This window comes from Aeromicrobium panaciterrae (genome assembly GCF_039537165.1).
In the GTDB taxonomy this organism is placed as follows: Bacteria; Actinomycetota; Actinomycetes; order Propionibacteriales; family Nocardioidaceae; genus Aeromicrobium; species Aeromicrobium panaciterrae.
This window is the reverse complement of the sequence record NZ_BAAAZZ010000002.1, coordinates 424,291-438,459: the sequence shown is the minus strand read 5'-3', so window position 1 is coordinate 438,459 and position 14,169 is coordinate 424,291. Positions and strand designations below refer to the sequence as shown.

General features: G+C 63.3%; 12 protein-coding genes and 1 pseudogene. 6 read left to right on the top strand and 7 right to left on the bottom strand.

All coding sequences use genetic code 11. The annotated features are described in order from the left end of the window. The first annotated feature begins 169 nt into the window (after positions 1-169). Together ABD683_RS02620 and ABD683_RS02615 are read left to right on the top strand one after the other, a co-directional pair. The gene (locus ABD683_RS02620; RefSeq protein ID WP_344767049.1) at positions 170-937 is read left to right on the top strand and encodes an enoyl-CoA hydratase/isomerase family protein; all 768 of its coding nucleotides are present in this window, start codon (positions 170-172) and stop codon (positions 935-937) included. Beyond that, complete coding sequence (locus tag ABD683_RS02615) at positions 934-2,031, top strand: acyl-CoA dehydrogenase family protein (protein ID WP_344767047.1); 1,098 nt, start codon at positions 934-936, stop codon at positions 2,029-2,031. Before ABD683_RS02620 ends, ABD683_RS02615 begins: the two co-directional genes overlap by 4 nt. A 3-nt stretch (positions 2,032-2,034) precedes the next feature. On the opposite strand, the gene ABD683_RS02610 is transcribed toward ABD683_RS02615, so the two are convergent. The 4 genes from ABD683_RS02610 to ABD683_RS02595 form a co-directional block, all read right to left on the bottom strand. Continuing rightward, complete coding sequence (locus ABD683_RS02610; RefSeq protein ID WP_344767045.1) at positions 2,035-2,355, bottom strand: putative quinol monooxygenase; 321 nt, start codon at positions 2,353-2,355, stop codon at positions 2,035-2,037. A gap of 8 nt (positions 2,356-2,363) precedes the next feature. Continuing rightward, positions 2,364-3,551 (bottom strand): acyl-CoA dehydrogenase family protein, encoded by a 1,188-nt coding sequence (locus tag ABD683_RS02605; RefSeq protein ID WP_344767043.1) that lies wholly within the window; start codon positions 3,549-3,551, stop codon positions 2,364-2,366. Then, positions 3,548-4,525 carry an LLM class flavin-dependent oxidoreductase gene (locus ABD683_RS02600; protein WP_344767041.1) on the bottom strand — a complete coding sequence of 326 codons (978 nt, stop codon included), beginning with the start codon at positions 4,523-4,525 and terminating at the stop codon, positions 3,548-3,550. The genes ABD683_RS02605 and ABD683_RS02600 overlap by 4 nt, the downstream gene beginning before the upstream one ends. Positions 4,526-4,624: 99 nt before the next feature. Then, positions 4,625-5,542, bottom strand: a complete 918-nt coding sequence (locus ABD683_RS02595; protein ID WP_344767039.1) for a TIGR03560 family F420-dependent LLM class oxidoreductase — start codon at positions 5,540-5,542, stop codon at positions 4,625-4,627. Positions 5,543-5,627: 85 nt separating this feature from the next. On the opposite strand from ABD683_RS02595, the gene ABD683_RS02590 reads away from it, so the two are divergent. The 4 genes and pseudogenes from ABD683_RS02590 to ABD683_RS02575 all read left to right on the top strand — a co-directional run bounded on the left by ABD683_RS02590 (position 5,628) and on the right by ABD683_RS02575 (position 10,091). Continuing rightward, positions 5,628-7,106: an AMP-binding protein gene (locus ABD683_RS02590; RefSeq protein ID WP_344767037.1), complete on the top strand. Its 1,479-nt coding sequence runs from the start codon at positions 5,628-5,630 to the stop codon at positions 7,104-7,106. Then, positions 7,054-7,371: pseudogene (locus ABD683_RS18530) on the top strand (acyl-CoA dehydrogenase family protein); the annotation flags it as partial. The gene ABD683_RS02590 and the pseudogene ABD683_RS18530, both read left to right, overlap by 53 nt. Before the next feature lie 162 nt (positions 7,372-7,533). Beyond that, positions 7,534-9,231 (top strand): acyl-CoA dehydrogenase family protein, encoded by a 1,698-nt coding sequence (locus ABD683_RS02580; protein ID WP_344767034.1) that lies wholly within the window; start codon positions 7,534-7,536, stop codon positions 9,229-9,231. A 29-nt stretch (positions 9,232-9,260) separates the two neighbouring features. Further along, positions 9,261-10,091, top strand: coding sequence for an SDR family NAD(P)-dependent oxidoreductase (locus ABD683_RS02575; protein ID WP_344767032.1), 831 nt, complete (start codon positions 9,261-9,263; stop codon positions 10,089-10,091). Here the strand turns inward: ABD683_RS02575 and ABD683_RS02570 are convergent, their stop codons facing one another. The 3 genes from ABD683_RS02570 to ABD683_RS02560 are packed head-to-tail and all read right to left on the bottom strand — an operon-like array spanning position 10,092 to position 14,139. After that, positions 10,092-10,781, bottom strand: coding sequence for an RraA family protein (locus tag ABD683_RS02570; protein WP_344767030.1), 690 nt, complete (start codon positions 10,779-10,781; stop codon positions 10,092-10,094). After that, the gene (locus ABD683_RS02565) at positions 10,778-11,458 is read right to left on the bottom strand and encodes an ABC transporter ATP-binding protein (protein ID WP_344767029.1); all 681 of its coding nucleotides are present in this window, start codon (positions 11,456-11,458) and stop codon (positions 10,778-10,780) included. The genes ABD683_RS02570 and ABD683_RS02565 overlap by 4 nt, the downstream gene beginning before the upstream one ends. After that, entirely contained in the window at positions 11,455-14,139 is a 2,685-nt protein-coding gene (locus ABD683_RS02560; RefSeq protein ID WP_344767028.1) for an ABC transporter permease subunit, read from the bottom strand. Before ABD683_RS02560 ends, ABD683_RS02565 begins: the two co-directional genes overlap by 4 nt. Between the last annotated feature and the right edge of the window lie 30 nt (positions 14,140-14,169).

Here is a 14,169-nt window from a genome sequence, read left to right as displayed (position 1 = left end):
GCCCCTCTCACCTCGAACTGGGTCTTACTACCATTTCAGTGTAACTCTTGTATATGTGTGAATGTCAAAAGAAGATGAATTGTGGAAACCTCAATTCGTAGGGCAGTCTCCACTCGCCGCGGCGGCAGGGGCTTCCTAGCGTGTGAGCCACCCCAATGAAGGAGACATCATGTCCAGGACGAGTGGTGCATTGTTGGTCGAGAAGGACGGTCCTGTCCGGATCGTGACGATGAACCGACCGGATCAGCGCAATGCTGTGAACGAGGAGCTTCACCTCGCCCTCGCCCAGGTCTGGTCTGAGATTGCCAGCGATGCAGATGCTCGGGTCGTGGTGTTGACGGGCGCCGGAAAGGCCTTCTCTGCCGGCGGTGACATGGAGCTCATTCTGAAGACCGCCGAGGACGAGGAATACCGGTACGACAGCATGTATCACGCACGCCGGATTGTCACAGAGATGATGGCGTTTCCCCTCCCGGTGATCGCCGCAGTGAACGGCCCGGCGGTGGGGCTCGGCTGCAGTGTCGCGTTCCTCAGCGATTTGGTCTTTGCCTCCGAGCGGGCATTCTTTGCGGACCCACACGTGTCTATCGGGCTGGTCGCCGCCGATGGCGGCGCGCTGTGCTGGCCGTTGCTGACCAGCCTGATCCACGCCAAGGAGTTTCTCTACACAGGCGACAAGATCACGGCCGAGCACGCTGAGCAGCTGGGCATGGCCAACCGGGTCGTGGCGCCAGACGATCTCATGCCACAAGCGCTCGAGATGGCCCGAAGGCTTGCGGACCAGCCGCAGCGGGCGTTGCGTGACACCAAGCGCGCCATAAACATCCACCTCTCGCGTGCTGTCAACCCGGTGCTCGACTTCGCATTCTCGGCAGAGTCGGAGACGTTCTCTTCCGAGGCTTTTCGCGAGGGGATCCGTGCCCGGGTCAGTCAGTGACGGCCGACATGGAGAGTGAGGAGCTCGACGCGCTCAGACGGATGGTCGTCAGCCTCTTCGCGAAGAGATCCAGCGAGACCGATGTGCGGCACTGGATGGCAACCGATCGCGGTCTCGACCTGGCACTCTGGCGCACCATGGCCGACCTGGGCCTCACCGGAATGACCGTGCCTCAGCGTCTCGGTGGCAGCGGTGCCTCAATGAATGAGCTCGCCGTCGTGATGGAGGAAGCAGGGAAGGCTCTCGCGTGCGTGCCGCTCCTATCCTCCTCGCTCGCTACTGTCGCACTGCTTGAAGTCGAAGAGTCGTTTCCGGGCCGGGCGAGCACAATTCTTGGAGACCTGGCGCAAGGTCGCCGAATCGTGACCCTGGCGACGTCCGTCTCGTGCAGAGTGACCCCGGGTGTTGACGGTGGCTGGAATGTTTCGGGAATGGCAAAGAGCGTGCTCGATGGCGCTTTGGCGGACACCATCCTGATACTGGCTGAGGGCCCAGACGGATCAATACTTCTTGCGGTAGACGCCAACGAGTCGGTGAGTGCGAAACCGCTGGGGACGCTTGACCAGACCCGCAAGCTCGCCGACCTTGAGTTCAGGGGCGCGTCCGCGGAGCTGGTTGCCGGTCCACCTCACGCGTCGTCCGCGGTCGCACAGGCGCGAGACGCCGGAGCGATTCTACTGGCATCTGAGCAAGTTGGCGGAGCGCAGGCTGTCCTCGACATGTCAGTGGCACACGCAACCTCCCGCATGCAGTTCGGCCGACCGATCGGGTCGTTCCAAGCCGTCAAGCATCGCTGCGCGGACATGCTCGTTGACGTGGAGCTGGCTCGGACCGCGGCACGCTATGCCGTCGCGATAGCCGCCGACGATCGCGAGACCGCAGTCGTCGCAGCGACTGCGGCATCTTTCTGTGCGGAGGCCTTCTACAGATGTGCGACTGGAGCGATCCAGGTCCACGGTGGGGTCGGGTTCACCTGGGAGCACCCAGCTCATCTGTATCTCAAGCGAGCGATGTCGGGACAGCATGTCCTCGGCACTCCAAGGGCTCACCGTCGCCGCATCGCGGCCGAGCTTGGTTGGACCTCCAAGGACTGAGGATCAGATGGCGCCTACGGCAGGATCGCCGTAGACAACGGCTTCCACGACGACATAGTCATCGAGGGCGTGGATCAGGGACTCGAGATCATCGTGAAGCTTGATCAACACGGGTGCCAAGCCGTAGTTGGCGAGGTCCGCATCTGTGGTCCATTTCTCGATGAGTCGGAACTCCCCACGACGTGACCTGCCCTTCAGGCGGTGCAGGGCGTATTTTTCGCATCCCGAGAGTTTCTGGATCTCGGGAATCGCGTCGGCGATGAGTTTCTCGACGGTGTCGCCTTTCTGGTCGAGCGCCTTGATGGTGGAGACGATGATTGGCATGGGTTCTCCTAGCTTCGCTTGGTCAGGATCCAGGGGACGTCCTTGTCGACCCGAGGCTCGGCGGGCAGGCCGAGGACGCGTTCGCCCAGAACGTTGCGCATGATCTCAGAGGTTCCGCCGGCGATCGTGGTTCGGCGGGACGACAGGTAGGCGGAGCGTGGATCTGCGTATTCAAGCTCGAGGTAGGGCGCGTCCTCGAGGTCGTCGTAGCCCGGGTAAAGAAGAGCCTCGTCGCCTAGCGCCTCCATCGTCAGATCGAAGATGTCCTGCTCGAGCTCGGCCGCAGCCAGCTTGCCGATCGCTGCCTCTGGGCCTGCCGTCCCGGCTTTCTGGGCTTCGGCGGCACGAACGGCCGTCAGTCGAACCAGTTCTGCGCGGATCCACACCTGAGTGAGTTCGTCGACAATCGCAGGATCGCGGCCGTGATCGCGCCACGCTCTTACGGCCGTGTCGATGTGGCGATCCTCTGGTCGATCGACCTTGGTCTTCGCACCCAGCATCACTCGTTCGTTGGACAACGCCGTCAGTGCAACGGACCAACCCTCGCCTACGGCCCCAACCCGTGCCGTGTCGGCAAGCTGGACTGCATCCAGGTGTACTTCGCTCACCCGTGAGTAGCCGTTGATCTGGCGTATGGGCCTGACGGTCACCGCCGGGTCATGCATGTCGACAATGAAGCAGGTGATGCCAGCGTGCTTCCGTGCCTGCGGGTCTGTCCGCGCCAGCAAGAGTCCCCAACGAGCCGAACGCGCAAAGCTGGTCCACATCTTCTCGCCCGTCACCGTCCAGCTGTCGCCGTTGCGGCGAGCGGACGTCGACAGGTTGGCAAGGTCGGAGCCGGCACCGGGCTCACTGAAAAGCTGGCACCAGATCTCGTCAGTGGTGAAGGTGGGACGTAGGTGCCTATCGATCTGCTCCTCCGTTCCGTGTGTGATCAATGTGCCGGCGACGAGGCCGACTCCGATCTGGTTGTGAATCGAAGGACTGGCAAAGCCCGCCTCCGCGAGTCGGGTGTCAATCAGTTGTTGGGTCGATCGAGGCATGCCACGTCCCCCCCGCCCATTCGGAAAATGCACCCAGGCCAAGCCCGCGTCGAACTGGGCAGCCCACAGGTCCCTGTCGGCTCCGTCAGCCTGCGGAGTGCGACCTGCAATGAGGCTTTCGACGTCCCCGATGATCTTGTCTCCCCGCGTCATGGCGCGATACCGAGCTCGCGTGTGAGGTCGTGACACACCAGCTCGACGTGGCGATTGACCACGTGCTCGGGCATCGCGGCGATACTCGCCCACAAGATGAGGTGTTCCACGGGTAGGTCTCGGGATCGCTCGCGGAGGTAGATTGCGGCGTCCTGCGGTGTGAGGACCTGAAAGCTTGCCGGGGCTCCGTCGGGCCCGGGGCGGGTCAGCTCGTACGGGTCTACGGGGGGTCGAGGTTCTTTGCCAGTACCTTCGGCCTCGTGGAACGCATATGTGTCCTGCTGGTGTGCGAGGTGCGGCGCAATCTCGTGCAGAGTTCTGTCCGGGTCGTCGGCGAGGATGATCGGCATGAGTCCCGACACCCGGGCGCTCTCGGCGGGGTGGCCGGCAGCCACCAGGGCTGCGGAATAGTCGGCGAACCGCGCCCTTGACATGTAGAGCAGGCCCATCCCGAGACGCCCGGCGAGCCGAGCGCCACGCGGGCCATAAAAGCCTCCCCACACCGGGAGTGAACCTTGGACGGGTGGGGGAGTGACTGAGCCGTCCGCCCACATTCGGCGGATCTCTGTGATTGCGGCTTCTGTTCGTTCGTAGCGCTGATTTCCCTCCACCCCGAACAACTCAAACTCGGGGACGCGGTATCCAGCTCCAACACCGAGCTCTAGGCGGCCCGAGCTGAGAATGTCGACAACTGCTGCCTCTTCCGCGAGCTGCGCGGGAATCCTGAGGGCAGGTTGCATGACGCAGGTACCCAGCCGTGCCTGCCGTGTGCGCGCAGCTACCGCAGCAGCGAAGGTGAGTGGTTGAGGCAGATAGCCGTCTACGAAGCGGTGATGCTCGGAGAACCACAGCCCGCCGATGCCTAGCCGATCGGCTTCCTCCGCGACGTCAAGCGCCGAGGCGTAGACCTGAGCCATCGGACGTGCCCACGCCTGTGGGTTGCGCAGGTCGAAAACAAGTCCTAGCTTCACCATCTCGCCTTCCTGGTACGCCAGAAGATTCGGTTGCTCGTCACCGTAGGCAGACGCAGCGTGTGTCTTCAGTGGGGATGCCCCTCTGACTTGCTGGGTTCCTCATCCGAAGTCGCTCCGAATCGCCTCGATCCAAGACGTGACGAGGTCGGGTGTCGCTGTTGCCGCGGCAATGATGACTCCCTGAAATCCCAGGGCCATCAGCTCGGCAGCCCTCTTGCGTAGGGCGTCGACGCTTTCGGGCTGCATCAGGAATGCCGTGCGGTGGATCTCGCGCGGATCACGATCGTTCTTCTCGCACAGGGCGTCAATCGTTTCAAGCTTGGCCCGCAGCTCGGCGTCATCGGCTGCTGGTGGCAGGTTCGACACGTCAGCGAATCGGGCGACCAGCGGCAGTGTGAATTTTTCGCCTCCGCCTCCGATGAGGATCGGCAGTCGGACCTGCACCGGGGTGGGGATGTTTCGGGCATCGGTGACGCCGAAGTGCTCGCCCTGGAAGGTTGTCATTCGCTGAGAGAACATCTTCGAGCAAATCGCAAGCGTCTCCTCTAGGCGAGCCATACGGGTTCCGATCGCCGGAAACTCGATTCCGTAGGCGAGATGTTCCTCGGCGTTGACACCGGCGCCGATTCCGAGCACAGCGCGGCCGGCGGACACCACGTCGACAGTAGTGACGGATTTGGCGAGCAATGCAGGGTTGCGCATTGACGCGGGTGTTACGAATGCACCGAGACGGGTGCGCGACGTCGTCGCGGCCAAAGCGCCAAGCAGTGTGTAGGCCTCGAGCATAGGGGCGTCGGCTCCGCCGCCGATCTTCATCTGCATGACGTGGTCAGGCACCGCGAGCAAGTCGGCGCCAGCCTGATCGATCGCCGTTGCGACCTCCGCCGTGGCTTCGAACAGTGACTCGGTGGCCCCGGGCGCCAGGTGTGTCACTGAGGCGATCGAGATACCGATTGAGAACTCGTTGCCCGCGCCGTAGGTGTTCGCAGCTTGACACCGCTCCGCTGCCTGGACCATGCGACGTCTCCTTTGGTGAATGTCAGTAGATATTGATATTAACTCTCAAATACGATAGAGAGTCAATGTCAAAAGGAGAGTACGGATGCACGTAGGTACAGCACTGGCGACCCTTGCCGCCCAGGATCCTCACGCGCCGTTGCTCACGGCGGGAGACATCACGTTGACCCGGCGGGAGCTCAATCGGGCCGCCAACCGATTGGCACGCGAGTACCAAGAGCTGGGCGTTGGTCATGAGTCTCGTGTGGCGATCGCCTTACCGAACGGCATCGAGTTCTTCACCGTCGTGCACGCCGTTTGGAAGCTGGGGGCAGTGCCGGTGCCAGTGTCTCCGCGGCTCACTCGAATCGAGCAGGATCAACTGATCGCGCTCATAGACCCGGTGCTGCTCGTCGGTGAGGGCGGCGGCGAGAGCGAGAGCGTACGTCGTATCGCTCCCGGCTATCAGGCTTCCACACACGTTAGTGACGAGGATTTGCCGGTTCCGCCGGCGATGGATTTCTGGAAGATGGCTACATCAGGGGGGAGTACCGGCCTACCCAAACTGATCATTCCCGCCCAAACGTCTGAACTGACGATCGGAGCAGTGTCGTCACTGCGCATGGTTGCCGGCCAGCGTCAGCTTGTCGTCGGTCCGCTGTATCACGCGTCGCCATTCAACTGGGCGATGTTCGGTGCGTTGAGTGGTCAGCACCTGATCGTCATGGAGCGTTTCGATGCAGCGCTTGCCCTGCAGTTGATCGCTAAGCACCAAATCAGCTGGGTTTGCCTCGTGCCGACGATGATGCACCGAATGGCGCGCACCATAGAGGCCGATCCCATGGCGTTCGACTTGTCATCGCTAGAGACGGTTTGGCACATGGCCGCCCCCTGCCCCGAGTGGCTCAAGCGTCGCTGGATCGAGCTGGTCGGAGCGGATGTGCTGATGGAGCTCTACGGGACCACAGAGGGCCTTGCGCTGACTTCGATCAGCGGAGAGGAGTGGCTCGAACGACCGGGTTCAGTCGGGCGTCCATTCCAGGGGGAGATCAAGATTGTCGACGACACCGGAGCAGACGCTGCGGCTGATGTCACGGGCACGGTGTTCATGCGCAACATCACGGCACCGCGGACGTATCGCTATGTCGGCGCCGAACCACACGTCATCGAGGACGGCTGGCAGACGATGGGCGACCGAGGACGACTGGACCCCGACGGCTTCCTATACCTTGCCGACCGAACGACGGACATGATCTTGGTCGGGGGGATCAACGTCTATCCGGCAGAAACGGAAGGCGCAATCCTTGAATTTCCTGGCGTCGAAAGCTGCGCTGTAGTCGGTCTGCCAGATGACGAACTGGGGCAGCGCCTCCACGCTGTGGTGGAGGCACCAGCCGATTTCAGCACAGATGACTTGGAGGTCTTCCTGCGCGCTCGGCTTCTCCGCGTGAAGGTGCCGCGGTCCTATCGAGTTGTCGACGAACCTCTGCGAAACGACGCAGGGAAGCTGCGTAGGGCGGAGATCCGAGAACGTGAGATTCGAACGCTCGAGATCGCGACAAACGGTGGTCAGCGTGCGCATTGACGAAGGCGCGGATGTCCGTGCTCTGATCCGACAGGTGTTGGCAGATCTCAGTGCCCGTGAGATCACGCGGAGGTCACTGGACGGTGACGACGCCTCGGCTCCATTGCACGCGGCCGTGGCGGAGCTCGGTCTCTTGGGGCTCACAGTCGACGAGAGTGTCGGCGGGTCCGGAGGGTCGGCGCTCGATCTTCTCGCCGTGATAGAGGAAATTGGACACGCGCTGGCGCCAGGTCAGCTGTTCGTCTCCGCGTGCGCGTCTGCTCTGCTCGCAGCGACGGCACCAGCCGACCAACAACGCGAATGGCTACCTGGACTCTGCGACGGGTCGACCGTTGGAGGTGTGGGGTTCCTGGGCGGAGGCGCGCTGTGGGCTGACGGATTGCTGTCGGCTGGCTCCGCAACGGTGCTTGGGGGTTCCGCTGGTGGCGTGCTCGTCCTGATCGGTGATCAGGACGTATTCGTGGTGAACGCTGGGGTGTTGCTCGACAGCACGAAAAGTGCCGAAAGCATGGATCCCAGCCTTGCAGTGACAACGGTGCGTCTCGACGCTGTGCCCGCGGCCCGAGTTGCGGCGGGGGCTGCGACAGGGCGGGCTGTGGTGCGGAGCCTGGCGGCGGCCCAGTCGGTGGGCGTCGGGCGTGCCTGTGTCGAGCTTGCTGTCGAGTACGCCGGAGTTCGTACCCAATTTGGTCAACCAATCGGTCAGTTCCAGGCGGTCAAGCACCTTTGTGCCGACATGTTCGGGACTGTCGAGCTTGCTTCCGCATCCGCCTGGGATGCCGTAAGACACCTGGACCGGCGAGCAGGTCAAGGGGTGCACGCCTTCCATCTAACAGCTGCGGCTGCGGCTGCGGTGTGCCTTCCAGTCGCGGTGAAGGCGGCGCAGGACCACATTCAGGTACTCGGCGGAGTCGGCTACACGTGGGAGCACGACGCGCACCTCTATCTTCGACGTGCGGCGACGCTCAAGGCATTCGTTGGCACTGCCGATTCTGCACGCGACGTTGTGACCCTCGGGCTCGCCGGCATCGCTCCCGATCCAACGATCGACCTGCCCGATGAGGCAGACGAAATGAGGCCGGATCTTGCGGCGTTCCGCGCGCGGCATCTTGAGCTGTCGCCCGCAGAGCAGCGCGCAGCACTGATTGAGGAGGGTTATGCCTCGCCGCACTGGCCGTCGCCCTGGGGACGTGGGGCAGGGCCCGTAGAGCAGCTCGTCATCGCCGAAGAGCTTGCCGGACTAGCGCATCCTCACTACGGGATCGCCGAGTGGATCGTGCCGTCCCTCATGGAGTTCGGCACTTCCGACCAGCATGAACGACTTCTTCGACCAACCCTTGCGGGGGAGCTCGCTTGGTGCCAGATGTTTAGCGAGCCGGACGCCGGTTCAGATGCCGCATCCATTCGAACGCGTGGTAGGCGGGTCGAGGGGGGGTGGCTGGTTCGAGGTCGGAAGGTCTGGACCAGTCGTGCGTTGGACTGTGACTTCGGTTTCGCGACGGTGCGGACCGGACCTCTCGAGGACAAGCACCGGACGATCACTGTGATGGTCGTTGACATGCACGCCGATGGCGTGACCATACGACCGTTGCGAGACATCACCGGCGACGCCATGTTCAACGAGATCACCCTCGACGATGTGTTCGTGCCAGACCGGGATGTGATCGGCGAGGTGAATGCCGGTTGGACGGTGGCTCGGGCCACGCTGGGACAGGAACGCGTCACGGTGGGAACACAGCATGCGTTCGGCGGCGAGCTTGACCTTCTCGATGTCTACCGAAACCGAGCTGACGAGCGCCCGGAGATGCGAGCGGTGGTGGGCGAGCTGGTGGGTCGTGAGCTTGCCCTAGTTGCGCTGACGAAGCGCGCAGCCGTACGAGCAGTCGAGGGGGGAAAGTCAGGATCGGAGGGCACCGTCGCCAAGCTTCTGCGGGGTGAAATCGTGCAACGCCGCGCGGACATTGCATGGGACCTATTTGGGCGGGACGCCCTTGTTGCAACTGGTGACGGCGAAATGCTCCACGAACGCTTCCTCCATGCGCGCATGGCGACGATCGCCAGCGGGACCTCCCAAGTCACCCGCAACCTGATCGCGGAGCGAATTCTGCACATGCCACGAGGGTGACGCACCAACCGACGAAAGAAGGGCTTCCCATGGCACGGACCGATGGACGGCTGCGTGGTCGTGTTGCGCTTGTCACGGGCTCCACGCACGGCATAGGGCGCGCAACGGCAGCTCGCTTTGCAGCTGAAGGCGCAGACCTCGTCATCACCGGCAGGGACGAGGCCGCTGGTGCTTCTGCAGCCGAAGAGGTGTCGCGCCTGGGTGAAGGTCGAGCCGTCTTCGTGCCCGCCGACGTTACCGACGAAACGGCCGTTGCCCATCTCGTGAAGCGTGCGACGGAGGAGTTCGGCCGCATCGACATCTTGGTGAACAACGCCGCCGGAATAGATCAGATGCGGCAAAAGCAGGATGGTGCCGCGCACAACCTCGACCTCGACACCGTCCGCCGGCTTCTCGACGTCAACCTCGTCGGCGTGCTCGCAGTGGTGAAGCATGTTGTGCCGGTCATGATGCGTCAGGATCATGGCTCGATCATCAACATCTCATCGGTGGCGGCGCACCTGGGTCACCCTGGCATCGACACGTACACGGCGGCAAAGGGAGCGATCATCAGCCTGACGCGTTCGTTCGCTGTCGAGTATGCGCCGCACGGTATTCGGACGAACTGCGTTGTCATCGGGTTCGTTCCACACGACGACGAGCGAGCGACCCACCAGCCCGGGATGGCAGGGCCGCCGGAAGTGTTCCTAGACGTACAGCTGACCAGGCTCGGTATTCCAGACGATATCGCAAGAGCCAGTCTCTTCTTCGCGACAGATGAGGACTCGGGTTTCGTCACGGGTCAGACACTGATCGTCGATGGCGGAGTTTCTGCACGCTCTCCGCTGGTGAGCCGCGTACAGAAGTACACCGTCGACTAGTCAATGATCGAGCCGTCGTTGCCGCAGCTCGCGGGGGTCGAACTCTTGGGATCTGGCCCAGCCGATCAGTTTCTGCTCGCGGGCAATTACCGACTCAGAGGAATCGACGAGCCGGTCGATCGCTTCCTCGGGAATAACGAGTGCACCGTGCCGGTCTGCGTGGATCAGCTCACCCGGACGTACAGTCGCGCCAGCAACCTCAACGACGTCTCCGACCGCCTCGACCCGTACGTAGGCGTGCGAGATGCCAACCCCGCGCGCGATGTAGCCGAAGCCAGTTGCCGACACCTCTGGGATGTCGCGCACCAGCCCATCAGTTACGACCCCCTCGCAACCCAGGGCCAAAGCGATCGAACAGTTGACCTCACCCCACAGGCATCCGGACCCCTCTGGCCCATCCAGGTCCTGCACGACGAGCACGGTCGGCTCCTGCGACGAGGCAAGCAGGTTGAACAGGCCGATCATGGACTCATCGCGCTCTTCCCGTGTCGGCCAGACCGACTCGGATCGGATCGTCGCTGTGACGGCTCGGCCGAGCATCGGCGGCATACCTGGCGTGATGGCGTGGATGGGGGGACGCGTATATCCCGAGTTCGTCGGGCGATCCGTCAACCCGTCGAGTCCGTTTGCGAGCGTCGGAGTGTCGTACGACCTCAGCGCCTCTACATCCGGCGGAAACCGCTTGATCATGCGAGATAGGAGCTCTGAACAAGGTGGCGGTTCTGATGGAGAACTTCGCGGGTACCTTCGAGGGCAACCTCGCCACGCACCATCACGTAGCCGCGATCGATGATTGTCATCGCCCGCTCCACCTGCTGCTCGACGAGCAGAACGCCGACCCCTGAGTCAGCCGCGGCGCGAACTGCTTCGAGCAAGCGGTTGACAATAACGGGAGCAAGGCCCAGTGACAGCTCGTCTATCAGCAGCAGGGACGGCTGGGTCGACAGTGCCCTGCCGACGGTAAGCATTTGTTGCTCACCACCCGATAGGAGCCCAGCACGCCGCCGCATGAGGGGTTTGAGCTCCGGAAAGTGCTCGACCGCGGCCTCCGGGTCACCCTTGCCGAGGCGGAGGTTCGACTCGACAGTCATCTGCCGGAAGACCGATCGTTCGGGTACCAGCATCAACCCTTGGCGAGCCCGCTTGTGCGCTGCGGTCGACTTGGTGCTGCCCTTCCACGCGATCGATCCCGATGTGGTCGGGAGCAGCCCTGCGAGGGTGAGGAGAGTCGTGGTCTTGCCTGCGCCGTTTGGTCCGAACAATGCGACCACTTCACCGGGGTTCACCGCGATGTCGACACCGCGCAAAACGCCGATGCGGCCGTAGCCGCCGTGCACCTTTTCAGCGGAGAGGAGGGAGTTCGTCATGACGTGCTCCGTTCGGAGAGCTCGAGCTCGGGTTTCTGTTCCTGCTCTACGGGAGGCGTCCCGAGGTAGGAGGTGATGACTGCGGGGTCGCGCAGCACTTCGTCTGGTGTTCCCTGAGCGATGACCTGCCCGAGCGACAGCGCAATGATCCGATCGCTGACCGATGCCACCAGCGCCACGTCATGCTCGATCAGCACGATGGGAAGGTTCCATTCCTCGGCGAGCACGCGAATGAGTCGGCCGAGCTCCGCCGTCTCGTCGTCGGACAAGCCTGCCGCTGGCTCGTCAAGGAAGACGCAGGTCGGCCTTGCGGCAAGAGTGCGTGCCATCCCAACGAGTCGGCGGCGACCCGAAGGGAGGGTGTCAGGAGCGGCGTTCAGCTCGTCGCTCAGTCCGAGTTGGTTGATGGCTTCTCCAACCTCAGCAGGCAATTCGGCAGGCTTCGGGCGGAATGGGTCACGTACGTAGTGCCACCGCTCTCCAGCCTCCGACGCTGTTCGAAGATTGTCGAGCACCGTCATGTCATCGAACAGATCCACCGACTGGAATGTGCGCCCCAAGCCGGCCGCGGCACGGCCACGAGCGGAATTCTGGCTCAGCTCGATATCACCGAGCGAAATGCTGCCGCTGGCCGGCACGAGACCGCACAAGGCATCAACGAGTGTGGTCTTTCCCGCGCCGTTAGCTCCGATGAGCCCGAGAACCTCGCCAGGTCGCACTTCGAACGAAACGTTGTCGACCGCAGTCACCGCTCCGAATCGAACTGTGATGTCGCTTGCAACAAGAGTCTCCCTGTGGGCAATGGCACTGTCGGCTTTCGGGGCAAACTGTGGGGCGGCGGGCTCGGTTCGCAGCCTGCGCGCCAAATGAGCCCATGCGCCGAAGACGCCGTCGGGAGTCGTCAGCACGACGAGCAGGACAGCCGCTCCGCCGATGGCGGCAACACCGTTGACCCAGGCCGGATCGAGCTTGCCCAGTGCGTGGGCAACTGCACCACCTTGTGCAGAGAGGCCGCTGTTGATGGCACCGAAGACGTAACCCACTCCGCCGACCACGCCGTTTACGACAAGCATGATCGAATCGAGGGTCGTGTACTCGGCCAGATTGACTCGCCGGAACCGGTAGGCAGCGAGCGCGCCGGCGAGTCCGGCGAGCGCAGAAGCCAACCCGAACGCGTACAGCTTGGCCGACAAAACGCCGACGCCGAGACTTGCAGCCGCGCGCTCGTCGTTGCGTAGCGCGAGAAGTCGTCGTCCAGTCGCTCCCCGGCGCACGTTCGTCACGAGATAGGCACAGAGCACGAAGATTGCGAGCAGGAAGAGGGTGAACCGGACTGGATGCGACAGGAAGTCCAGGTCGATGCCCAGCATGCTCGGGGGCGCGGAGACGAGGCCGGTGCTTCCTCCCTTAAGGGTCGGGTTGGCAAGGACGAGTCGCTCAATCGCCAGGCTCAGGCCGATCGTGGCGACGGCCAAGTTGACGCCCCGCACGCGCAGGGCCGGAAGACCAACTAGCAAGCCGACCGCGGTGCTCACTAGGACTCCAGCGACGAGCGCTGGAACGAACGGCCAGCCGGCGTCGCCGGCCTGACCGGCGACGAGCGCGCCGATACCCGCCAACGTCAGTTGGGCAAGTGAGAGCTGACCTGCATAGCCCGTGACGAGCAGCACTGAGAGGCCGACCATCGCGATGATGATCGAGCCGCTGAGGGCGTACAACCATTCGTCGGACGAGATTGCGACCAGGGCGACTGCGGCGAGGACCATTGGGACGACGTAGCGTGCCTTGATCCACCCGGTGCCCGCTCGCATCGGACGCTCAAGCATGTCGCCACGGAGCGGAAGGGCCCGCCCGCGGAGCATGACCAGCAGCACGATGAGGATGAACGGCGCCGAGACGGACCAGCCGGCGGTGTCGACGTGAAGCGTGATTACGGATTGCAGGACGCCGAGGAAGAGGCCTCCGACCAGGGTCAACCAGAACGACGAGAAGTTTCCGACGAGGGCTGCGGCGAGGCCGGGGATGACGAGCAGGGCGATGTTGCTCACCGACAGGCCGGAGATCGGCGCGATCGCGATGCCTGCGACGCCTGCGAGGAGTGAGCCCGCCATCCAGTTGGCGGCTCCAACAAGGTTGGGGGAGAGGCCGAGGGTGAGGGCCGTCTGTTCGTTCTCGGCGACTGCAGCGGTGGAACGGCCGAACGACGTGTGGCTGTACACGAACCAGAGGAGTGCCGTCAGTAGTACTGCGAACCCGAACAGGATCAGCCTGTCGGTGCCGACACTGATGTCGCCGACTGACACGAATACTGTGGGAAGGAGCCCATCGGCGACGATCTCTGTCGACGTACCCCAGATGATGCGCCCGAGGCCAAGGACAAACATGAAGACGCCCAGCGTGGCAATCAGGCGTACGAGTGCCGATGCTCGGCGCAGCAACTGCATGATGAGCTGCATGACCAGCCCGGTGCCCGCAGCGGCGGCGAGGGCTATGACCATCGCCGCCGCTGTGGGCAGGTTTTCCCGAGTTTGATAGAAGATCTGGGCCGTGAGCAACGCGGTCGTGCCCTGCGCGAAGTTCAGCAGGCCAGAGCCACGATAGATCAGAACGATGCCTTGGGCGACGAGGACGTACGCTGCGCCTACGCCGAGCCCGATGATGGCGAACTGAAGTGTTGTCACGAGATCTTCTCCGTACTCAGGGGTGGGTGG

Coding starts and splice junctions, on each gene's coding strand:
- ABD683_RS02620 (WP_344767049.1), top strand. CDS start 170: ATGTCCAGGACGAGTGGTGCATTGTTGGTCGAGAAGGACGGTCCTGTC.
- ABD683_RS02610 (WP_344767045.1), bottom strand. CDS start 2,355: ATGCCAATCATCGTCTCCACCATCAAGGCGCTCGACCAGAAAGGCGAC.
- ABD683_RS02605 (WP_344767043.1), bottom strand. CDS start 3,551: ATGACGCGGGGAGACAAGATCATCGGGGACGTCGAAAGCCTCATTGCA.
- ABD683_RS02600 (WP_344767041.1), bottom strand. CDS start 4,525: ATGGTGAAGCTAGGACTTGTTTTCGACCTGCGCAACCCACAGGCGTGG.
- ABD683_RS02595 (WP_344767039.1), bottom strand. CDS start 5,542: ATGGTCCAGGCAGCGGAGCGGTGTCAAGCTGCGAACACCTACGGCGCG.
- ABD683_RS02590 (WP_344767037.1), top strand. CDS start 5,628: ATGCACGTAGGTACAGCACTGGCGACCCTTGCCGCCCAGGATCCTCAC.
- ABD683_RS02575 (WP_344767032.1), top strand. CDS start 9,261: ATGGCACGGACCGATGGACGGCTGCGTGGTCGTGTTGCGCTTGTCACG.
- ABD683_RS02570 (WP_344767030.1), bottom strand. CDS start 10,781: ATGATCAAGCGGTTTCCGCCGGATGTAGAGGCGCTGAGGTCGTACGAC.
- ABD683_RS02565 (WP_344767029.1), bottom strand. CDS start 11,458: ATGACGAACTCCCTCCTCTCCGCTGAAAAGGTGCACGGCGGCTACGGC.